The following is a 21,270-nucleotide window of genomic DNA, read 5'->3' on the forward strand; positions in this document are numbered from 1 at the left end:
ACGGCCACCATCGACCGGCACGCACGTCCTACCGTCGTCGTGGACTCCTTCTTCCGCCGTCTGTTCACCGAGAGCAAGCAGACGCCGTTCCCGGCCGCGGAGATCGAGCAGCCTTTGGGCGCTGGCGCCGCAACCCCGAGTTGATCCACGCCCTCGCCTCGGCTATCCGGCATCGGCTGCCACGGCCGATGCCTACCGACGCGCCTCTCGGCGCACTTTCCCGGGCTCTACGACCATTCGGCAGTAGCTTGTCACCTTGTAGCTGAGGCCTCGCTCTGCGGGCTGCGTGGGCCAGGCACTGTCACCGCAGCCGAGAGCTCCAGGTCCAGGCGGCTGTTCATGTCCGGTCAGACAACGAGCGATCACAGATACGGACACGAGGGCCCCCTTCTCGGGGCCGAACACTCGCGCACCCACACCCTGGCCGCCCACAAACACGACCAGCGTGAAACACGAATCATGTGACGAATCACGGATATTTCAGTTACTCTCACCTGAAAGACACATGTATGCGATGAGCATTACGAATTGATGGCCTGTCGGTCATCGATTCCGTATGGGCGGCAGACGCGTCGATCCACGCCGCCAGGCTGCGCCGGCGGCGGCCGACGGACCGGTCCACGAAAGTACGTAACAGACCCCGTAATCCGAACGGATGAAGCAACAGTGGACAGGTCCGCCAACGGGGCCATAACCCCCACACGGCCCCCGCGTCAGCTCTTCACGCTCCAGGCAGACCACGCAGCGGCTGGCGAACCGCGCGGCAGATCCCCCGGCGGAGGGCAAGGCCAGGTACGGCATAAGCGGTGACGACCAGCACGGCTATCACGGCGAACGTGGCACGCGGGCCTTGCGCTGTGTACGGCTACGCGCTGCGGCGGGGTTTGCGGGTGGTGGCCTTCTTGGCCGTCGCCGTCTTGGAGGCCGTCTTCTTCGTCGCCGCGGTCTTCTTCGGGGTCGTCTTCTTCGCCGGGGTCTTCGCGGTCTGCTTTTTCGCGGGCATCTCGTGGACCTGCTCCTCGGTGCCGGTGTCCTCGCCGCGGGAGGTCTTCGCCTTGTCCACGGACTCCTGCAGGGCCGCCATCAGATCGATTACCTTGCCCGCCGGCTTCTCCGGCTCCGGCGCCTCTGGCAACTCGCGGTCCTCCCGTCTTCGCGTCGATCACCTTCTTCAGCGCCTCGGTGTAGTGGTCGACGAAGTCGGGGCCCTCCAGGCGGCCGGTACTCATCCGCTCGATCAGCGTCACGGCCTCGTCGACCTCCGCGTCCGACACGTCCACCGCCGGCGGTTTCACCCCGGCCGAGTCCCGGACCTTGTCGGGACACCGCATCACGTGCAGCACCTCAGTAATCAGCCCACGCCCCCAGCAACCACCCGTCCCACAAGTGCCCTGCAGCCGAAGCACAGTCCTTCATATGCCGCCACAGCGGCAGCATCCCCATGCAGATCATGCTTCGCCCATACACACATCGCCGGCGCCACAAGTACGCCCCAACAGACCCGAACTCCCCACTCCCCCAGTGCTCATGCAACAGACATACAGGCAAGCAACCACCACACACGGCCATTCCCTCGAATCAAGCCACTAACTGATCCGAAGTCATGGCATAGCGTCCGCAGGAAGACCTGAACGAAGTATCGTGATCAGATTTGACACCGAGAACCCACCGGAAACCACCATCACTTACGCACTCACGAGACCAACATGGCGCAAATGCCGTAGTCTTCCAAAATCGCCGCATCACTGCATGCCCCGCGATGAACTCGCAGATCAGCGTCTCTGCTCCCCGCAACCGCGGGGTTGTTCCCACGACACGAGCGGTCAGCCCAGTGGCGAGAACCTGCTCCCCGCACCCGCGGGGTTGTTCCCACCAGGGCGAGCAAGTCGCCGACTGCTCCCCGCACCCGCGGGGTTGTTCCCGACCCCGATTCGACCGACCTCGACACCACCCTCTGCTCCCCGCACCCGCGGGGTTGTCCCCAGCGAGCCCAGCTCGGCATACAGGCTGCTCGCCGCACCCGCGAGCCTGTTCCCTGCGGCCGGGCAGCCTGCCGTTGTATGCGGACCTGCTCCCTGCACCTGCGGGGCCGTTCCCTGCGGCCAGGTCGAGTTACGCGTCTCCCACGACCTGTGCACTGGGATGCTCGACGCCCTCACCTGCGGCCATCCTCGCCCACGGTACCCACGCCCCGCCCGCGCCGTGCCCTGCGCGACCTCACCTCTCTGCATCAAGAGAGCGCCAAGCGGCACAACGAACTCGCGGTCTCGAACTCGACCAAGCTGACACGTCCGCCGCGTTCTCGTTCCGTCGTTGCGCTTGATCGTCAGCAGTCGAGGACTGCGCAACGTCGGGCGGCTTTGGCGCCTTCAGCTTCACACCTGCCCCGGAGCTCCTGCGGCGCCCGCCGGCCCATTCCGATGGAGCGTGCCTCGCCGGTTGGATCAACCGGATATGCCGCTGTGGCTGGAAAGCGTGTACGGTGAGAAGAAAGTGTAAGGGGTAGGCATTTGCTACGCAGCAGGTGCTACGGCGCATAGGGATGGGTGGGTACCGGGTGTGGGGCAGGTGCTGCGTGTCCGAATATTCCGAAAAGTAGGTATACGCTCTTGATCGGGAGGGAATCAGAGCTCGAACAACTGACCGCCCTTATGGATTCGGCACGGCAGGGACACGGATCTTCGGCACTCGTGTCCGGCGAAGCGGGGATCGGTAAGAGCAGGCTCGTGTCGGCAGTCGTCGAGACCGCAGCCTCGTCAGGCTTCGAGATACTGTCCTGTCATGGCATCCGCGGCGCGGGCGCGGCCGGTTTCGAGGGGCTGCATGAACTGTTGCTACCTCTGCTCAATCGGATCGGCTCACTACCGCCGCGCCAGCGCATGGCCCTCGACGTGGCGTTCGGGGCGGAGGGAGAACCGGCCGACCGATTCATCACTGGGCTCGCCACCTTCGGACTGCTCGAGGAAGCTGCAACGCGGGGTCCCATCCTGTTGCTGATCGAGGACCTTCACTGGCTGGACCGGTCAACAGCCGACATCATCACATTTCTCGCGGCACGCATGAGCGTCATGCCTACGCTGCTCCTGGCCACCAGCCGAGCTGATCGCATGTACCCCGACCGTAGCCTGCACTTCAAGCATCACGTGCGTCTGGCACCGCTCAGCGAGGAGGACGCGCTGAACCTGGTCGCCACGCTCGCGCCCGCACTGACAATGCCGCAACGGCGCCGCCTGGTCGTACGCGCACTGGGCAACCCGCTTGCTTTGACCGAATGGTCGACCGACCCGTCGTTGGCCGAACGACAAGTTTCCGGCGAGCGCGGCCGTGTCCCGGTGAGCAAACGGCTGGAGGACTCCTTCCTGGCAGAGGTCGCCCAGTTGCCCCAGGCGACGCAGCGTGCCCTCCTCGTCGCCGCCGCAGGAGAGGACTCGAGCAGCTATGAAGTACTCGCAGCTGCCCGCAATATTGGCCTAGACCAGAGCGACTTCGTGCCAGCCACGAACTTCGGACTGATCACTCTCGCGGACGGCACATTCACGTTCCGCCACCCGTTGGTGGGTTCGGCGGTGTACGACAACGCGGACTTCGAGACGCGGTCGCACGTACACACCGAACTGGCGGCGGTCATCGTCGATACCGCACGTGCTGTCCAGCACCGCGCTGCAGCAGTCGCCGGGTGGAACGAGGATGTCGCCGCCGAACTCGAAGAACTTGCCGTATCGACTGGCCGACGGGGCGCACGGACCGAAGCGGCCGCCGTCTGGCGACGCGCAGCCGAGCTGACCCCGGTCGCAACGGAGCGGGCGCGACGCATGGTGATGGCAGCTGAAACCGCGCGGCAAGCGGGCGAGACAGCCGACGCCGTCGCCCTGCTCTCCGAGGCGAAGCCGATCGTTGCCGACGAAGCGTCGATAGTTCAGTTCGCTCGCACCGAATGGATGCTCGCCAGTACCAGCACAACGCTTCCGGATAGAAGCGGTGACGAACTCATCGCGCTGTCGCGGACACTCAGCAATCCAGATGACCGAGTTGAGGTCCTCACCTGGGCGGCGGTGCGCTGCTACACCCGCCAGAACTTCTCTGCTGAGACCACGGCAGCCTTGGCCGACGAGATCCGGCGACCCGACATCGCCGTCACCGATCGACAGCGGCTGCTTCAGTCCATCGGCCTGGCCCTCATAGGCTCGGCGGATCGGCTCACGTCGGTCGAGGAGGCGTTGTCGATCTTCCAGCGGCAGGTACGCGAGACGGACGCGACACTGCTGAACTGCCTCGCGTTCGCCTTCGAAGACGCCCATGACCTCGCCAGCGCCGAACGCATTTGGAGCGCCGAGGTCGAAATGTTCCACCGGTTGGCGCGGACGAGCGACGAGACGGTAGCCATCGCCGGGCGTGGCACGGTACGAATGAATGCCAACGCGATCGCTGCTGGCCTCGCCGACTGCGAGCATGCCCTGCGCCTCAGCTACGATCTCGGACTATCGGTGGTCGGGTCCATCGCCGCGGCGGAAATCGCACGCGCACGTGCATGGCGCGGCGAACACGATTTGGCGACCACTGCCCTGGACACCTGTGCCGAGCTGTCCGGACCGACGCCGTTTGCCAGGGTGGCGGCCATCGCGTCCTGGGCGTCCGCCCAGATGGCGGCCAACGAAAGCCGCCCCGACGAGGCTGTCGCCCACTTGCTGAAGAGTGTCGAGCATCCGCCCATCGGCATCTGGGCGGGCGGTGACCTTGCCGACGTAGCCGTGCGAGCCGGTCGGCCGGAGGTGGTGGAGGGCTGGCTGGGCATGGCGACGAGCGCCCTCGCGTCCAGCGGCTCCGACCATCTCGCGATGCTCGTCGAACGGTCGCGGGCGCTGTTGGCGCAAGGCAGCGACACACGCGTCCACTTCGAACAGGCAATACAACACGGTGCAGAAACCACCGCGTTCCTCGACCTGGCCAAAACTCGATTGTTCTTCGGCGAGTGGCTGCGCCGGGAACGCCACATCGTGGAAGCGCGCGGCCATCTCTCCGCGGCACTGCATGTCTTCGAGTCACACCACACGGCACCGCTAGCGCAACGCGCGGCACGAGAGCTGGGCGCTGCCGGCAGTACGGTACAGCCGACTCAGCCGCGCCAGACCTTCGACGCCGGTGCCGTGCTGACCGCGCAGGAACTGCACGTTGCCCGGCTGGCAGCCCAGGGATATACGAACAAGCAGATCGCCGACCAGCTCTACCTCTCTCACCGCACCGTCGGATGGCACCTGTACCACCTTTACGCCAAGTTGCAGATCAACCGGCGATCGCAGCTCATGGCCGCCCTCGCCTCCGCGCTTGACTGACGCGAGACACGACTCGCAGCCACCGAAGGCTCTGGCCGCCGCTTCTGCCAGCGGCCCGGGCTCTGAGGCGGGGCAGCAGTTGGGGGGTGCCGGACTGCTAGTGAATCCACTCCACCGCCCCGCCCTTGGCGGTGATCCTGGCGCGCTTGTCCTGCGGGTACAGGTCTTCCACGTTCAGGCACAGCACCTCGTCGGCCCGCGCCGCTGACTCGTAGAGCATCTTCCAGCACGTCTTCTCTCACAGGGAGACGTCCAGGCGCCACAGCGCGGCGATCTGGTTCTCGGCGAGAGCCTTGGTACGGTCACAGACGGTGCCGGCCGCCGCTCGTTGCCAGTCGTAGGATCGCGATCGATCTAGCGATCTCGTGCATGGTTGGCGTGGCACGTCGAAGGCGGCGGATCCGTCCCGGATTCATACCCGAAAGCCGCTGGGCCGGGTGGCGGTCTGCTGGTGTGAGAGGAGTCCGGCGACGGCTTGGATGATGTCGCTCATGTGGTCGCGGCGGCCGTGGTGGCGGGCCAGAGCCCGCCAGTTTTTCAGGTGGACGATGCCGTGCTCGACGTGGGTGCGCCGTGAGGAGTGCGCTTTGCGCTGCTGCTCGTGCCGTTCCTCGTACCAGGCGGGAGCGTTCTTCTTGAACTTGCGGTGAGGCAGTGACACTACCCGTCCGCCAATCTGGGCGTCCATGCCCTGGTAGCCGGCGTCCGCGAGAATCTCCAGGAACGGACCGTCGGCCAGGAGTTTGACCAGGCCGAGCTGCCGGGCCCGGGTGATGTCGGCGCAGCTGCCCGGCCGGACCGGGCTGCAGTACAACAGCCGCCCTTCGGCGTCCGTGAGCACTATGGACTTCACGGCGTTCTGCTTGGTCTTGCCGGAGACGAACTTGTCCCCGTCCTTGCGGCCTGCGGCCGGGCGTCGCACCCGGATCTCCGTGCCGTCGATGATCCCGGTCCGGCCGTCAACGCCCAAGAACTCGATAACTTCGACGAGGGTGCGCAGCCGGACATCCGGCGCGACGGTGCAGCCCCGCTGCGCGAGCAGGGGACGCACTTCGCCGATGGCACGGGTGACGGTGGAGGGGTCCACGCCGAACCAGCAGGCCAGCACGTCATGAGTGGTGCCATGGCGCAGACTCACCAGGGTCGCCAGCAGCCGGTCGACGAAGACGAACCTGTGTTTCGCCCCGGCTCCTACAACCCATCGTTCGCGGCCGAGCCGTCAAACGTGCCTGGTGCTGTTCGTGCCACAACGGCCCCACCTCAGCGACGAGTTCGGCGATCACTTCCGGCGACAGTCCAGTGACCCGACACTCCGCCACGATCAACTCGCGTGCCCCAGCCCCCATCATGCCCCGTTCAACGAGCTACCTGGGCGCCGAGCCACGGCCAACCGTGCACGAGGTCGTTAGGGCGGGGCCTCAACTACCCACGCCCCCGCCAGGGTTCGTCAGCCGTTCGCTTACACACAGGGGACAGCTTCGTGCGGAGATAAGAGGAGTACGCCCGGGTCTTCTCCTCGGCGAAGGCCCCGCTCCCGATGGCCGGACTGGAGCTGACTTCCAGCACATACCACTGACGAGTCTGACGGTCCTGCACCACGTTGACGCCTGCGATCTCGCAGCCCATGAGCTCAGCTGCCCGAACGGCCATCCCCAGTACCTCTCGATCGAAGGTCTCTGCCTCGAACAACGTGGCGTGTCCGCCCTGCTCGGTGTTGGTGAGATGGGAGCCGTCGGTGTTGCAGCGGTGCATGACGACCGGCACGTCCCGGCCGAACACCAAAATCCGAAACGTCCCATTGTTAGGGATGAACTGTTGGGCGAGAAAAGCTGCTTTAGCGTGCGCGGGGTCCTCGACGTACCGCAGGAATTCGATCTCGGTCTTAACCAAGAAGTTAAGCCGCCCGCCCCGGGCGTTCATCGCCTTCAGTATGAACGGCAGGCCAAGCCGGTCGGCAAGGTCCGCGAAGGAGCCGTTCAGCAGCGGCCTTGACAGATAGAATGTCGCGGGCACCGGCAGCTCATCCTGCGCAAGGACTATCAACTGATAGAGCTTGGTTGGTGCGCTGATCGCGGCCGCGTTGAGCGGCGGCCGCCGCCGGTGCTCCAAGTATGCGGAGACGGAACTCAGCAGCGTGGCCGTCGGGCGCGGGTAGGAGGCGATCTGAATCAGCCCGAAATCCGCCAGGTCCCGGCCGCCGGTCGTCTCGTACACGCGGGTTCTGCCAGTCTCTACCGAGAACGCGATGTCCTCGATCCTGCAGAAAAAGGTCTTGAACTCGTCTCCGAGATCCAGACCGGCGCCCACGGCGTAATCTGGCTGGAATACCTCACCATTGACGATCAGCAAATCCCCGCCCGGCTCGGCATACCCGCTCGCTGCGACGTCCCCGCGCAGCGAGCGATGCAACCGGCCAATGACTCGGCGGGCGATCCCAGCCAATAACGAATATTCCGGCTTGGGTGACAGCCCCCGTGACGCAACTCCGTCCCTGCAGGCTTCCGGGACGGGCACTCCTACTGGCCGCCCTTCTGCACGTAACCCCTGACGAAATTCTGAGCGTCGGCCTCCTCATGAAGGCCGTCTCCCTTAAGAAGGTCGTCGATTTCGTTGAGCAGTTCATCGGCGTCCGATGACACCTTTGAATCGCTCACCGCGGGCTGATCCCCAGCCTCGGCTGACACATCCTCGTCGCGAGAGTCCTCATGACGGCGGTTCTCTTCCCTACGCTGCACGGCTCAGCCCCCTCCCCACTCACGGAGTGAAACCCGACTCGATGCGGCACCCCGTCGCAGTTGAAAACGGTCGCATGCATGACATCATCCGAGATCAGCAATCGCGTTCCCTCAGCTTCTTCTGATGCCCTAACGGACGCCAACCCTGCCCGGATGGCCACTGGCTCACCACCCTTGCCTAGGCTTGGCGTTTATGCAGGTGTCCTGCTTGTGATGGCTGCTGCGATGCTCGGTTTGGCTTGTTTCCCGACGGCGTGTTCGCGTGCACGCTGCTTGTTCTTCATGCCGATTGGTCGGCCGGGGCCTGCGGTGGTGGGTTTCGGTGCGCTGGCCGGCTGAGGGGTTTTCCCGTGGATAGGGCGAAATGCGACCGGGATCGCCTGCTCCGCGGGACGCCGGACCCGGCTGCTGGACTGGGCCCGTGCGGTGGACGGCCTGCTGCTGGAGGACGAGCCTCGACCGATTCCCCATACCTCACGACCGGCGGAACCGGTCCGCTAGTCACGCCCGACCGACACACCTCAACAAGATCGTGTTACGAGCTCCAAGAAGGCCGGCGAGGCGTCTACTGCAATGGCACTCCTGGGGAGCGACTTCGGCGGAGGCCCCTAGATTAATCAAACCACGCACCCGACAACATCCCGGTTCAACGCGCGAGTCCGGCCATGACTACGGGAACGCCCTGTACCACCATCCCCCTTCCTACGGTGCCGATATGTGTACGTTGCTTGAGGAATCCAGCCCTATGTGCCGTTTGTCGTGCCGAAGGTCACCCGGTAGTAGCAGGCGCCCTTGCAGGGCATGGTCGCCGCGTCGTCGAAGGCGTACGAGTAGGCGTACGGCGCGGCCCGTTTGAAGACCTGGGTGTAGTCGACGGGCCATTTGGCGGGAACGCAGTTGTCGCGGCCCGCCCAGGCGCCGCGGCAGCAGTACGTGTCGCCGCCGAACGCCGCGCACGGCGGTTTGCAGCCGATCTCCTGGCCGCCGGAGAGGGCCTGCATCGCCTTGGGGCAGTCGATCTCCGTGGTGCAGGTGCCGTGGTAGCAGCCCGTGGAGCTGACCGGGTCGGTGGTCGTGGTGTGGGAGATATTGATGTACATGGGCAGGTTGGCGCCGTCGACCATGCTGACGTCGTAGAAGTCCATGCCCGCGTACGCGTCGAAGGTGAACTCGCCCAGGGTGGTGGGCGGGTTGGGGCCGGTGCAGACGCTGGTGCAGTCGCCGGAGGCGCAGGGGCCCGCGGCGGTGCCGGTGCATCCGGTACGGCCCCAGATGCGGCCGCCCCAGTTGTTGGCCACGGTCAGCGAGAGGCTCTGGCCGGGGGCGAGCCGGCGGCCCGCCGGGTAGACGGCGGTGTTGGTGACAACCGCCCAGACCGGCTGCGCGGTCCGGTTGACGACCGTGATCAGACGCCGGCCGGCGGGTGCCGCGGCTGGCTGCTGCTGACTGCCGCCCGATCCTGCGGCCGTCTTCGCGGTGGGCTTCGCGGACGCGGCGGGCTTCTTGGACGCCGATGCATTCGGGGAGGGCGATGGCTTGGCGCTGTGGCTTGGCGAGGGTGACGTGGAGGGGGAGTCGCTCTGCGCGGCGGGCGGCTGAAGCGCGGCGGTGGCCTGACGGTCCGTGTCTGTAGTGCGTACGGTGCCACTTCCGGACGGCGACCAGGTGCCGTATGCGATCAGCACGGCGACGGCTGCCGTAAGGACGGCCGTCACCGCGTACCACCGGCGGCGAGATGCTCTCGCGCCGCGTCGTCTGCGTCCTCTTGCCATTGCGGTACCTCTTCCTCGTACTGTTCGCGGGCTTGCGCTTCATGGGCGGCTTTGTCGTCGGCGGCACGACCACCTACGTGCCACTTCTCCCGTCGACTTCCGTGTCGCCTCGCGTGAAATTCGTGGTCGCCGTTCCAGTAGGCGTGCTCGTTGTCCTGCCCTGGACCCGTGGAGCCGCCCTGACCGGCTCCTCGGAAGTGGGCTACGGGCTCACGCCCCAGGTGATGCGGTAGCCGCACTCTCCGGAGCAGGTGAGCACGCTGGTCGCGTCGTCGTTCACGTAGGAGTAGGCGAAGGGCTCGGCCTTCTTGAACACGGCCGCCGAGTCGACCGGCCAGGACGAGGGGACGCACCGGGGGCGTGCCGCGTAGGCGCCCGTACAGCAGGTCTGATCGGTGTCGAAGACCAGGCAGGCGCTCAGGCACGCTACGACATGGCCGTCGCGGACGCGCTGCAACTTGGCGGGGCAGGTGGCGTTGGCGTCCCGGGTGCAGCCCGCGGCGGAGCACCCCTGTGCGTCGATCTTGTCCTTCGACGTGCCGCCGTAACTGTTGATCCACATCGGCAGGTTGTTGCCCTCGACCAGGCTGACGTCGTAGAAGTCCATGCCGTTCCAGGCGTTCAGGTTGAACTCGGCGAGCGTGGAGGGGAATTCGCCCCATGTGGAGCCGCACTGGAAACGGCCGCAGTCACCGGTCAGGCAGTGGCCGACGCCAGCGGCGTCGAAGGAGCAGCCGGTACGGGCCCAGACCCGGACGTCCCAGTGGTCGGGGACGGTAAAGCTCACACTAGCCCCGGGCCGCAACACCCAGCCCGTGGCCTCCACGGGATGGTTGGGGTCGGCGGCGATGGCCGGCCAGATGGTCTGGGAGAGGCGGTTGACCAAGGTGACGGTCCGCTTGCCGGGGGTGGCAGCGGTGGGCTTGGTGTCGTCGTGGGCAGTGGATGTCTTCCGGGGGCGGGGAGTGGCCGAGTGCGGGGTTGACTTCTTCGGCGACGGTGTCGACGAGGGAGTGGTGCGGGGTGTGGTGGTGACAGTCGAGGTGAGGTGTGTGGGCGACGGAGAGGATGTGGCGGCTGATCGCTCCGCCACCGTGGGAGCGGGTGAGTCGGTACGGGACAGCAGCAATGCTGCAACCACGGCAAGACAGGCGATGAGCACGGTGGTGGTGGCCAGGCCCACGGATCTCGCGCGTCGGCGTCGTCTACGGCGGCTGGTCAACCGGCTTTCTGGCATGGTGGAACGCTCCTGTCTGCTTCTGCGACGACCGCTTCTGCAGGGGAGACCGGAGTGGTAGGTGCTGGATAACAGAAATGAGGCGGCCGGAAGGGAAGGCCGTGGGCGAGGTGCGCTACGTCCGGTCGTGGCCACATGTGTGGGCCTCGCCGAGCAGGGACCTGGGACACACTTATGTGGGCGTTCGTACAGGACGTTCGCCTAAGCGCCGATACTTGCCAAGGTCCTCCACGAGACTTCAGCTGAACGATCGCCCTCGTGGAGGGTAGGCGGCGAGGCCGGGGCGTACCGCGGGTGTTGGGAAACATCCCCGGGCGCGGGGAGCAGTCAGACTGCCTGAGCTGTGCTTCTGCTTTGGCAGCAAAAGGTATCGTAAACCGCTTACGGATACCGATCCTCTCCGTGAGTAAGTGGGGAGTGTCAGACCTCTTCCGGTCTCGTGGGGTCAGTGCTGCCGACGGTATAGACGTCCTTGATCTTCACCTCGGTCACGCCCCGGCCTTCGGGGAAGACACCCGCCACTCGCCAATGACGTGGAGTTCGTCCGTGCCCATGGCGCGGACGACCGTGAGGCCTTCGTCGTGGGCGCGGTGAGCCTTCCACCAAGGGTTGGCGAAGGCCTGGGAGCGGATCAGGTGCATCCAGTCGGTGCGGTAGAGATCCCGGTTGTAGTTCGACTCACCCATGGTGGAGACGAACTTGGAGTACATGGCTTTGACGTACTCCAGCGTCACCTCGTCGTCGTCGGTGATCGCCTGGTCCCGCGCGTCTTTGAGTGTGATGCGGAACTTCTCCAGCAGGCCCTCCGTGGCTCCGGAGGTCCAGGATTCGTGGATCCCTGAGGGAGCACACAGCCCGTACTTTGGGCCCGAGATCCGCTGCAACAGGCGCAGGTTCGACTCGGTGACCCACAGTGGGCCCGGTTCGTCACGCTGACCGATGGGGTTGGGCAGCACCGCGTCGTGCTCCCAGACACTTGGGGTGATCAAGTGGACACCGGCGCGGCGTCTGTCGTGCTGTTCGCCACTGGAGTGTTCCAGCTGCCCGAGCGGCAGATGGGTCTTCAGTGCGCTCAGGTACGCTCCGTTGACGTCCAGCGCAGTGACCTCGTGCTCTCCGGCGGGGAGCTCGGGCCGGGTCCACTTCGGACGGGCCTCCCAGATCTGGTCGGCGCCCCGCACTGTCTGCTTGCGCAACACGTCAGGCAGCCAGGGATGCGCGACCACATCGTAGCGACCGCCCTTGCGGCTGTGGTCCAGCAGCACCATCGCAGCCGGGATCGCCCGCTTCACCAGCGCTTTGGTTGCCGCCTCCACGTCACCGCAGTGTTCCGTGAGTGCGGCGGCAACCGCCGAGCCGATCAGGTCCGGCGTGTCCGCCGGCTTCAGACGGCGGCCGACGGGTACGACTCGGAATCCGTCCCCTTGCCCTCTCTCCGCGGAAGGTTCTGGAGGACGGGTTTCCGGGTGTGCCAGCAACCCCTCGGGCGCCTCAGGTTCGCTGCGCCGTCCGCATTCGGGGGCGTCCAGATGCTGGGGAATCCCTCGACCTGTCGAAGGGCGGGTTCCCCGCACAGTACACACGGTTCGGGTCTGGCGAGCAGGTCGACGTCCTCGTCCGCGGGAGTGCCGTCGGGGGGCTCCGCAGCTTTCTGGGCGGCCAGTTTCGACTGGGCCCCCTCAGGAAGTATGCGTACTTCGCCCTCGTCTCCCCGCTCGGGTCCCGTCCTGCCTCCCAGCCCCCGACAGTGGAGGGGCTGACACCCAGGGCTTTGGCGAGCTGGGTCCGCGAGAGGTGCAGTTCCTCGCGAAGGACACGCCGTGCTTCGGTGGGCGGCAGCGGCGCCTCCTCCTTAACCCCGGCGAGCAGGGCGTCGATGGCGTCGAAGTCCGTCATCACATACCTTCCTCGGCGGCAGCCTGAGGTTGGGTGGCGAGCTGGTGGCCGGACGAGCGGCCATATCTGGTGGGCAATGCCTCGGTGGCCTGAGTGGGGCCTGCCAGGAGGTCGAGGACGTCGATGCTGTAGTGGGCGGCGACCGCCTCGCAATCGGCCAGGGTCCACGTCGCGGTGCCTCGCTGACGACGGCTCACCTGAGCCTGGCTGACTCCCAGAGCGACTCCCAGAGTTGCCTGGGATTCGCCGGTCGCGTACAGGAGCGCGGCCACCGCGGACCGAACTCGCCCCTCCAGACTCATACTCATGATGCCCGGGTTATCGCTCAAAGCTCATTTTTCGTTCGGATCTCGCATTTCTACTGAACCTTGACGCAACTGTCCGTCCCCTTTAAGTTATTTTTTCCGGATACGGCGGAGCCTCCTGCAGCCTAGAGAGGGGAGCGACGGATGAGCAATATCCCGGGCACCGTGCCCGCGGTCGCCCACCGCAAGAGTCTGGTGTATGATCCGCGAGGCCTGGTGGACGTCACCTTGCTGGTACGGCGGCGAGCCGGGTCCCCGGGATCTGCTGGTACAGGTCGAGGCCGTCGCGGTGAACCCGATGGACTGCCAGGTGCGCCGGGGCGGAGATCCGGGCGGTCGGCCGAAGGTTCTGGGCTGGGACGCCGCTGGCACGGCGGTGGTCACCGGTGACCGGGTCAAAGTCCTTCAGGGCAGGTGCCGAGGTCTTCTGCGCTGGCGCTCTCGACGTCCCCGGATGCAATGCCCGCTTCTACACAGTGGATGCCGACATCGTCGGCCACATGCCGGCATCTGACTTCTTTCACGGAAGCGGCCGTCCGGCCGTTGGCCTCGCTGACGGCGTGGGAAGGCACGCCGAACATCTCGGCCTGTACAGGGCTGCCGATTAGCCGGGCGCTCTGTTGGTGACCGCGGCCTCGGGCGGCATGGGCACCACACCTTGGGCACAGACCGGAAGCTCGCGGGGCTTGCACCGTCAAGTGACTGATGCACGCGGTTTGTCCGGCAGGCACTCTGAGACGGACCGGCGCCTCGTCGAGGGTCGGAGGGCGGTACGTCCCACGCGGAGAAGGGGAGCTGGCGTGAAATCGGTCGAGTGGAGATCGTTGAGAAGCAGCAATCCGATACTTTCCCAGCCACAGTTCAGGCGGCCGGCTGGGCAGAAGACGGCGGTCCGGGATCCACGGGCGGGGATCGCCGTCGCGTCGAACCGGTCCGGGGCGGGGCAGGATGTCGAACCGGAGTACGCGGACGACAGTGTTCCGCTTCCACTGGTCGTCGGTGACCTGATGACGATGGATGATGTCCTGTCCCGGATGGCAGCCGCGCTGGCATTGACGGCGTTGGCGGCGGTGACGGCGTGGCTGTCGTTGGCGCGTGCGCCCTTCGGTACGGCCGTGTCCTACGGCATAGCCGCCGGGACCGGGCTACTCGCGGCGGCGCTGGTGGTGGTCCAGCGCCGAGGGGGGCGGAAGTCCGTTTTCCTCACCCTGGCGTTCTCGGCATTCCAGGGTGTGTTCCTCGCCGTTCTCTCGTCCACGGTGTCCGGCCATCTGTCAGCGGGTGTCCTCGTTCAGACAGTCCTCGGGACAATGACCACCGCAGCCGGAGTTCTGCTGGCCTACAAACTGCACTGGATGCGGGTGCACCGGCGGATTCTGGGGTTCGTCGGCTCTGCGCTGCTCGGAGTGGCCTTCCTCGCTCTGACGGACTGGCTCCTGTTCTCTGCGCTGGGTGCGGACGCCCTGGGGCTGCGCACCATCGGCCTCGGAGTAGTCATGGGCGTAGTCGGCGCGGTCCTCGGGGCGTACTCGCTGTCGCTGCACTTGCGTCAGGTGGAGGACGCCATCAGATTCGGGCGGCCGGGGCATCAGTCCTGGTCAGCGGCGTTCGGGCTGGCTCTGACCTTGACATGGCTGTATGTGGAGACCGTTCGGTCGTCGGCACTGCTCGTCGGCAGGGCCCGGCCCTGACCGGGCCGGCGGCGGGTGGAGAGGCGTGTGGTCCGCGCCGCAGTCAGACGATCGACCGATGGACCGGTCAGGCCTTGGACCGCATAGGCCGGACGCCCTGGTCGGGGCGTCCGGCCAGTAGGTGAGCGAGGGAGAGTGGCCGCAGGGTCTATTCGGCCCAGCGTCCGACGGCCGTCAGCCACGCGGCGGTCAGGTTCAGCCACTCGGGGAACCGCTCGTCCATCCCGTTGAAGTATTCCGCCCGACTGGTGGCACTGGCGAAGAGTTCCGCAGCAGCCTGCAGATAGTTGCGGGTGTCGTCGATGGCGGATGCGGGGTCGTCACGATCGGGATGCTTGTGACCTGCCACGACCGTGACGGGATTGACCGCGGCTACGGCTTCGACGGCGCTGAGCCACTCGTCGACACCATGAGCGCCGGCCTCGGCGAGATACTGGTGCACGTGGTTATAGATGACATCACCGCTGACCACTAGGTCCAGTGACGGCACGTGCAGGAAAGTGGTGTGCTCGGTGTCGGTGTGGCCGGCGGCATGCGGGATGAGGGCGTGCCCGTCGACCTGGAGGCCGCCCTCGGGGACTGCCTCGGCAATGACAGGGGTTTCGCCGATGAGACCCGGGAATGCCGATTGCCAGAACGGGTTCGGCTTCCCGCTGGGAGTGGTTCGCTCCATTTCCGCGATCGTCTCGGCCGTTGCCCAGACCTTGAGGTCCGGGAACTGCGCCTGGACGGGAGCGGTTGCATACCAGTGGTCGCCGTGCGCGTGAGTGACATAGATACCGGTGATGGTGCGATTGAAGTCGGCAGCCCACTTCGCCACGGCGACACCATGTTCCGTGGTCAGCCCCGGGTCGACCAGGATGGCTTCGCGGGGACCATAGATGAGCGTCGTGGTCATCGGAGACCAGAGCGACGGGTTGCCGTCTGGTCGAGGCGGCAGAGCAGTGGGCGCCAGCGGCTGCATCGGACTGACATGTACGGCGTGAGCCAGGGGTGGCATTGTTGGTTCCTCTCACCTGAGCAATAGGGTTCGGCCGTGTATGGCCGTACGGGCGGACGTACGCGAGAGGTCTGCTGCCGGCTGGTCAGGTCGGCGTGTGTCGCGATGGCAACGAAGAAGGGGCCATCGCACACCAGTTCCCGCACGTCGGCACGTCGTAGGGGGCTCATCCTGCCGCCGTCGCGGGCAGAACCTCCTAAGTGCCGATAGGGGCGGGTCTTTGGGGCATTCCTTTTGCCTCAACATGCGAGAGTGGAGAGCTGACAGGACGTAACGAGGATTCGGGAACCTGTCCATACTGGTGGACGGGTTCCGTGGTCGATTGCGGATTCCGGTGGCGCACTTGGCTGCTGTTGGTACTGTCTTTCCCGTCTGGCCCGCCGCTTCCCCGCCGGAGCGACGGGCCAGGTGTGCGCCAGGGACGGCCGTCGCGAGAGGCGCTTCGAGCGGCGCCGCTGTTCCCCAGACCTCAGTGATCATGGGCCGGCCCAGTACACCGCCGGGTGTCGGCCGTCACGAGATGCTGCAAGGACCGGGCTCTGGGTGTGCCGACGCGAGCCGTCGAGCAGGGGTCTTCGGCGACGGCAACGCCATCGATACATACGGTCTTTCACGGCGGTCGGCTCAGGGGGACCCGGTCGTCCGCTCGCCGCTCTTCCCTGTCGGGGATGGCCTCACGCATGCTAGGTGGGGGATGGCCGCCGCCCTCTGCTCCCCGTTGTCATGGGGATGGTCCTCTCTTTGGGAGAACGCCCGGCTCACGACTGGTCCGGGCGGCGATCGCGCGTATTTCCGTGAGCACTGTGGCGACGGCCGGAACCGTGGCCATCTCGGGCCACAGGAGTGCGTAGGTGCGTCGGAGCGGCCAGTTGCGAAGCGGGCGGTGTATCAGGTCGGGGGCCATCTGAGCGCGCAGAGCCATCTCCCCCATCAGGCTGATACCAAGGCCGGCGGAGACCAGTGCCTGGACAGCGATCACATCGTCGACGGTTGCGACGATGCTCGGCTGGAAGCCAAGGCTGGTGCAAGCTGCCATGAACCGGTCCCGATGGCTTTCCATCACCCAGTTCACGTCGACGAGTTCCGCGAGGTCGATGGTTTCTCTTGTGGCCAAGGGATGGTCGTCGCGCATGACGACACACCGGCGGTCCGTCATCAGTTCCAGGCGCAGCATGGTGCTCTCGCCCTCCGGGAGATCCTCGTTCTCCCAGTTGCACAGCAGGCCTAGATCGGCCTCGCCGGCTTTGAGGATGCGGCGGGCCTCGACAGGTTCCGCTTGCATGACGGTGATACGGACATCGGGATGAGCCTCGCGCAGTGCGATCACCAAATGGGGCACCAGAGTCGCGCAGCTGCTCTGGAAGGCGACGAGGCGCACCAGTCCGCCGCCCCGCGCGACCACCGCCGCCACGTCGTGATCGGCGGCGCGCAGGACGGAGAGGACGGTGTCCGCGTGTCCCACGAGAGTACGGCCGGCTTCGGTCAGCCGCAGCCCGCGCCCGGTACGGACCACCAGCGGCGTTCCTACGGCCTGTTGCAGCCGGCGCATCTGATAGCTCACAGCCGGCTGTGTGTAGCCGAGCGACGCTGCCGCCGCGGTGTACGAGCCGGTCCGGGCCACCTCGGCGAGGACCTGCAACTGATGCACATCCAGCATCGGGAGAGCATAAGGGAATTTGATGGGCCGGAGAAAAAATCCTCGTTGGACACGTGTGTACGCCGGTGTGTCCAATAGCGGACACCGCAAATCCGCTCGATGTGATCGACCAGGAGCAACGTGTCCGGTTCCGCTGACTCAGGTATGGCGCTTGCCCCCCACCGCATGGGCGACGAATCCCAGCCGCTCCTGAGGATGCGGGGGGTGAACAAGCACTACGGCAGCACGCAGGTTCTGCACGATGTCGATCTGGACGTCCGCACCAGTGAGGTGGTTGTGGTCATCGGCCCCTCGGGCTCGGGCAAGTCCACGCTGTGCCGGTGTGTCAACCGCCTGGAGACCGTCACCAGCGGCGGCATCAGCATCGGCGGTGTGCCGCTGCCCTCGGAGGGCCGGGAGCTGTCCCGGTTGCGTGCCGAGACCGGCATGGTGTTCCAGTCTTTCAATCTCTTCCCTCACCTGACCGCCCTGCAGAACGTCATGCTCGCTCCGGTCAAGGTCCGCGGGTTGCCGAAGTCCCATGCCCGGGAGCGGGCGCACGAACTGCTCGCCCAGGTGGGACTCGCGGACAAAGCAGACGCCCGGCCCATGGAGCTCTCCGGTGGGCAGCAGCAGCGAGTCGCCATCGCACGGGCTCTGGCCATGGACCCGAAACTGCTGCTGTGCGATGAACCGACCTCCGCGCTGGACCCGGAGATGATCGGTGAGGTGCTCGCCGTGCTCAGCGAGCTGGCCGCGGGGGGCATGACGATGCTCATGGTCACGCATGAGATGGGTTTCGCCCGGCAGGCGGCCGACCGCGTGGTTTTCATGGACGGCGGACAGATCGTGGAAGTGGCGCCGCCTGCCGAGTTGTTCGGATCGCCCCGCCATGAGCGGACTGCGCAGTTCCTGTCGAAGGTCCTGCGTCACTGAAGGCGGGCGGCGGACCGTACCCGGGAACCCGCCACGCCCGCATCACGTGTGCCGGACAGCGCCGTGCGGCACGTGCACCTGCCTGTTCCCGTCCCCGTTTCCACCGGAGGAAAGCCCGATGATTGTCCCATACCTCGCTTCCCGTGCCGTCCGCAGAGGGGGCGTGGCCTCTGCCGTCGCTCTCACGTCCATTCTCGTCGCCGGCTGCTCGTCCGGCTCCGCTTCGTCGGTCGCGAAGGTGCCCGGCACCCAGGCGAAGAGCACGACCGGTTCGGTCGTCGACCAGCTGATCGGTGCCGAGAAGCCGGCGGATGCCTCGCTGATGCCGAGCGGGTCAACGGCGGCGGCCATCAAGGCCCGCGGCACGCTGAACGTCGGCGGCACCCAGACCGCCAGCCTGTTCTCCCTGCTGGATCCCACCACGGGCAAGGTGGAGGGCTTCGACGCAGCGCTGTCCGAACTGCTGGCCAAGTACATCATCGGCAAACCGAGCACCAAGTTGACGAACGTCACCAGCGCCACCCGGGAAGCGCTCCTGAAGAATCACTCCGTGGACGCGGTGTTCGCCACCTACACCATCACCCCGGATCGGGAAAAGGTCGTCAATTTCGCGGGTCCTTACTACATGGACGGCCTCGCGCTCCAGGTGAAGAAGGACAACGACTCGATCCACACCATCAAGGACCTGGCCGGCAAGACCGTCGTCACCGAGTCGGGTTCCACAGCCGCGGTCACCGTCAAGAAGGAAGCCCCTTCCGCCAAGATCCAGCTCTTCGACACCAACACCGAGTGCCTTCAGGCTCTGCGCCAGGGACGCGCAGACGCCTATGTCCTCGACCAGGGCATCCTGGCGGGCAACGCCAGCACGAACCCGGAGGTGAAGGTCCTTTCCGGCACCTTCAGCCAGGAGCCATACGGTATCGGCCTGCCACTGGACAAGCCGGACTTCAAGAACTTCGTCAACGACTGGCTGAAGAAGATCGAGGCTAACGGCACCTGGTCGAAGGTGTGGCAGGCCACCGTCGGAAGCGAGGTACCCGGCGGTGCGCCGACCCCGCCGCAGATCGGCTGACCCGTGCACGTAGTCGCCTCCCATGTCAATGTCTTCGCTGAGGGCTTGCTGGTCACCCTGGAGATCAGCGCGTGCACCTTCGCGCTCGCCGGTCTGCTCGGGCTCCTCCTCGCGCTGTGCCGTGTCAGCCCGGTCCGGCCGCTGCGCGTAGCCGGCCGGCTGTACGTCTCCTGCGTACGGGGCGTGCCGCTGCTCGTCCTGTTGACCCTCTTCGTCTTCGGGCTTCCGGACATCGGCCTGGTCTACTCGCTGTTCTGGACCGTGGTGACGGCCATGAGTCTGTACTGGGCGGCCTTTCTGTGCGAGACGGTCCGGTCCGGTGTACGCGCCGTTCCGAAAGGCCAGATCGAAGCCGCACGGGCCCTGGGCTTCGGCCTGGGCCAGATCCTGCGGCTGATCGTGCTGCCCCAGGCTCTCCGTTCCATGGTCCAGCCGCTCGCCTCACTCCTGATCGCCATTCTGCTCAACTCGTCGCTGGCTGCGGCCGTGGGTGTCACCCAGGAACTCTCCGGGCAGACCCAGCTCCTGGATCAGCAGTACGCGCAGCCTCTGGTCACCTTCGGCGCGGCGGCGCTGTGCTATGTGCTGTGCACGCTGGGCATAGGCGGCCTGGCCGCGCTCGTGGAACGCAAGCTGGCGGTGGCGCGGTGAAGCCGACCGAGCAGCTCGCTCCGGCCCACGGCAGGGAGCCCGACAGTACGGTGCCTCAAGACACCGGTGTTCTGGCCTTCGCGTCATTCCGCAGCAGCACGTCGGTGGCGCGCCGGCCAGGCGGAACGAGGCGCGTGCTCGCCGCACTGTGGCAGCGGCTGGACGACGATGACGCCTCGCTGTTCGACGAGCCGGGCCCCCGCGGGCGTCGCCGTATCGCCTTCGGCACTGTCGTGTCACTGATGCTGATCGTTCTGCTCGTCACGGTGGCCGTTCATCAGTTCGCCTCTCACGGGCAGTTGGATGCGGACAAGTGGCGGCTCTTCGCGCAGGGTCCGGTGCTCGAGTACTTGCTCACCGGGCTGTGGGCAACTGTGCGGGTCACCCTGGTGAGCGGCGCCATCGCCCTGCCTGTCGGAGCCCTGCTCGCTCTCGTGCGGGTGACTGACGCCCGGCTGCCGCGAGGCACCGCGACCGTGCTCGTGGAGGTTCTGCGTGCCGTCCCGCTCCTGTTGTTGGTGTACGCCTGCCTGCTGGGGCTGCCCGCCGCTGGAGTGAACCTGTCCTTGTTCTGGATGCTGGTGTGGCCCATCGTCGTGACCAATGCGGCGGTGTTCGCGGAAATCTTCCGGTCCGGCATCCAGGCGGTGCCTCGTGGACAGACCGAGGCCGGATACGCGCTGGGTCTCGGGCACCGCCGCACGATGGGACTGGTCGTGCTACCGCAGGCGATCCGGCAGACCGCCCCCGCGCTGGTCGGCCAGCTCGTCCGCCTGCTGAAGGACAGCACCCTTGGCTATGTCGTGAGCTACCCGGAGCTGTTGCAGTCGGGCAAGGTCCTGGGCGAGTTCAATCACACCGTCGTCCAGAGCTTTCTCGTCGTCGCCTTGGTCTTCGTCGTTGTGAATACCGCCCTCGCCTTCTGCGCGAGCCGGTTGGAGCACCACCTCACCGGCGCGGCCAAGAGCCGCCCGTAGTCCTCCGGCCGGGTTCTTCGGCCTCCCTCTCT

The 21,270-nt window shown here is 66.2% G+C and carries 18 protein-coding genes and 1 pseudogene; 8 read left to right on the forward strand and 11 right to left on the reverse strand.

Annotated features, from left to right (window positions below; all coding sequences use genetic code 11):
• Positions 1–865 precede the first annotated feature (865 nt).
• Positions 866–1,084, reverse strand: coding sequence for a hypothetical protein (locus ACZ5K7_RS35585; protein ID WP_468920182.1), 219 nt, complete (start codon positions 1,082–1,084; stop codon positions 866–868).
• Positions 1,085–2,546: 1,462 nt separating this feature from the next.
• On the opposite strand from ACZ5K7_RS35585, the gene ACZ5K7_RS35590 reads away from it, so the two are divergent.
• Positions 2,547–5,330, forward strand: coding sequence for a helix-turn-helix transcriptional regulator (locus ACZ5K7_RS35590; RefSeq protein ID WP_468920185.1), 2,784 nt, complete (start codon positions 2,547–2,549; stop codon positions 5,328–5,330).
• 97 nt (positions 5,331–5,427) lie between these two features.
• Here ACZ5K7_RS35590 and ACZ5K7_RS35595 read toward each other — a convergent pair whose 3' ends face one another.
• The 6 genes from ACZ5K7_RS35595 to ACZ5K7_RS35620 all read right to left on the reverse strand — a co-directional run bounded on the left by ACZ5K7_RS35595 (position 5,428) and on the right by ACZ5K7_RS35620 (position 10,663).
• A complete protein-coding gene (locus tag ACZ5K7_RS35595) occupies positions 5,428–5,550 on the reverse strand; it encodes a hypothetical protein (protein WP_468920187.1) in 123 nt (40 codons plus the stop codon).
• Between the two features lie 192 nt (positions 5,551–5,742).
• A complete protein-coding gene (locus ACZ5K7_RS35600; RefSeq protein ID WP_468920190.1) occupies positions 5,743–6,468 on the reverse strand; it encodes a transposase in 726 nt (241 codons plus the stop codon).
• A gap of 284 nt (positions 6,469–6,752) precedes the next feature.
• The gene (locus ACZ5K7_RS35605) at positions 6,753–7,772 is read right to left on the reverse strand and encodes an ATP-grasp domain-containing protein (RefSeq protein ID WP_468920193.1); all 1,020 of its coding nucleotides are present in this window, start codon (positions 7,770–7,772) and stop codon (positions 6,753–6,755) included.
• A gap of 74 nt (positions 7,773–7,846) precedes the next feature.
• Entirely contained in the window at positions 7,847–8,065 is a 219-nt protein-coding gene (locus ACZ5K7_RS35610) for a ubiquitin-like protein Pup (RefSeq protein WP_468920195.1), read from the reverse strand.
• A gap of 743 nt (positions 8,066–8,808) precedes the next feature.
• Positions 8,809–9,780, reverse strand: a complete 972-nt coding sequence (locus ACZ5K7_RS35615) for a thaumatin family protein (RefSeq protein ID WP_468920198.1) — start codon at positions 9,778–9,780, stop codon at positions 8,809–8,811.
• A 259-nt stretch (positions 9,781–10,039) separates the two neighbouring features.
• On the reverse strand, positions 10,040–10,663 hold the full coding sequence (locus tag ACZ5K7_RS35620) for a thaumatin family protein (protein ID WP_468920349.1): 624 nt from the start codon (positions 10,661–10,663) through the stop codon (positions 10,040–10,042).
• Between ACZ5K7_RS35620 and ACZ5K7_RS35625 the strand changes: the two genes are divergently transcribed.
• The gene (locus tag ACZ5K7_RS35625) at positions 10,653–11,135 is read left to right on the forward strand and encodes a hypothetical protein (RefSeq protein ID WP_468920369.1); all 483 of its coding nucleotides are present in this window, start codon (positions 10,653–10,655) and stop codon (positions 11,133–11,135) included. The two genes, ACZ5K7_RS35620 and ACZ5K7_RS35625, sit on opposite strands and share 11 nt — an antisense overlap.
• A gap of 359 nt (positions 11,136–11,494) precedes the next feature.
• Here the strand turns inward: ACZ5K7_RS35625 and ACZ5K7_RS35630 are convergent.
• Together ACZ5K7_RS35630 and ACZ5K7_RS35635 are read right to left on the reverse strand one after the other, a co-directional pair.
• Positions 11,495–12,970, reverse strand: a pseudogene (locus ACZ5K7_RS35630) (helix-turn-helix transcriptional regulator).
• On the reverse strand, positions 12,970–13,278 hold the full coding sequence (locus tag ACZ5K7_RS35635) for a helix-turn-helix domain-containing protein (protein WP_468920201.1): 309 nt from the start codon (positions 13,276–13,278) through the stop codon (positions 12,970–12,972). The pseudogene ACZ5K7_RS35630 and the gene ACZ5K7_RS35635 overlap by 1 nt, the downstream one beginning before the upstream one ends.
• Positions 13,279–13,573: 295 nt before the next feature.
• On the opposite strand from ACZ5K7_RS35635, the gene ACZ5K7_RS35640 reads away from it, so the two are divergent.
• Positions 13,574–13,789 carry a hypothetical protein gene (locus ACZ5K7_RS35640; RefSeq protein ID WP_468920351.1) on the forward strand — a complete coding sequence of 72 codons (216 nt, stop codon included), beginning with the start codon at positions 13,574–13,576 and terminating at the stop codon, positions 13,787–13,789.
• Between the two features lie 286 nt (positions 13,790–14,075).
• On the forward strand, positions 14,076–14,966 hold the full coding sequence (locus tag ACZ5K7_RS35645; protein WP_468920203.1) for a Bax inhibitor-1/YccA family membrane protein: 891 nt from the start codon (positions 14,076–14,078) through the stop codon (positions 14,964–14,966).
• 148 nt (positions 14,967–15,114) lie between these two features.
• On the opposite strand, the gene ACZ5K7_RS35650 is transcribed toward ACZ5K7_RS35645, so the two are convergent.
• Positions 15,115–15,864, reverse strand: a complete 750-nt coding sequence (locus ACZ5K7_RS35650) for an MBL fold metallo-hydrolase (protein ID WP_468920205.1) — start codon at positions 15,862–15,864, stop codon at positions 15,115–15,117.
• A gap of 823 nt (positions 15,865–16,687) precedes the next feature.
• Positions 16,688–17,623, reverse strand: coding sequence for a LysR family transcriptional regulator (locus ACZ5K7_RS35655; protein WP_468920208.1), 936 nt, complete (start codon positions 17,621–17,623; stop codon positions 16,688–16,690).
• Between the two features lie 165 nt (positions 17,624–17,788).
• Here ACZ5K7_RS35655 and ACZ5K7_RS35660 point away from each other — a divergent pair, with 165 nt between their 5' ends.
• The 4 genes from ACZ5K7_RS35660 (at position 17,789) to ACZ5K7_RS35675 (ending at position 21,238) form a co-directional block, all read left to right on the forward strand.
• Positions 17,789–18,538 (forward strand): amino acid ABC transporter ATP-binding protein, encoded by a 750-nt coding sequence (locus ACZ5K7_RS35660; protein ID WP_468920210.1) that lies wholly within the window; start codon positions 17,789–17,791, stop codon positions 18,536–18,538.
• 163 nt (positions 18,539–18,701) lie between these two features.
• Positions 18,702–19,610 (forward strand): glutamate ABC transporter substrate-binding protein, encoded by a 909-nt coding sequence (locus ACZ5K7_RS35665; RefSeq protein ID WP_468920212.1) that lies wholly within the window; start codon positions 18,702–18,704, stop codon positions 19,608–19,610.
• Between the two features lie 3 nt (positions 19,611–19,613).
• Positions 19,614–20,261 carry an amino acid ABC transporter permease gene (locus ACZ5K7_RS35670; RefSeq protein WP_468920215.1) on the forward strand — a complete coding sequence of 216 codons (648 nt, stop codon included), beginning with the start codon at positions 19,614–19,616 and terminating at the stop codon, positions 20,259–20,261.
• The gene (locus tag ACZ5K7_RS35675; protein ID WP_468920218.1) at positions 20,258–21,238 is read left to right on the forward strand and encodes an amino acid ABC transporter permease; all 981 of its coding nucleotides are present in this window, start codon (positions 20,258–20,260) and stop codon (positions 21,236–21,238) included. Before ACZ5K7_RS35670 ends, ACZ5K7_RS35675 begins: the two co-directional genes overlap by 4 nt.
• Positions 21,239–21,270: the final 32 nt, after the last annotated feature.

This window comes from Streptomyces sp. NPDC031497 (genome assembly GCF_055580905.1).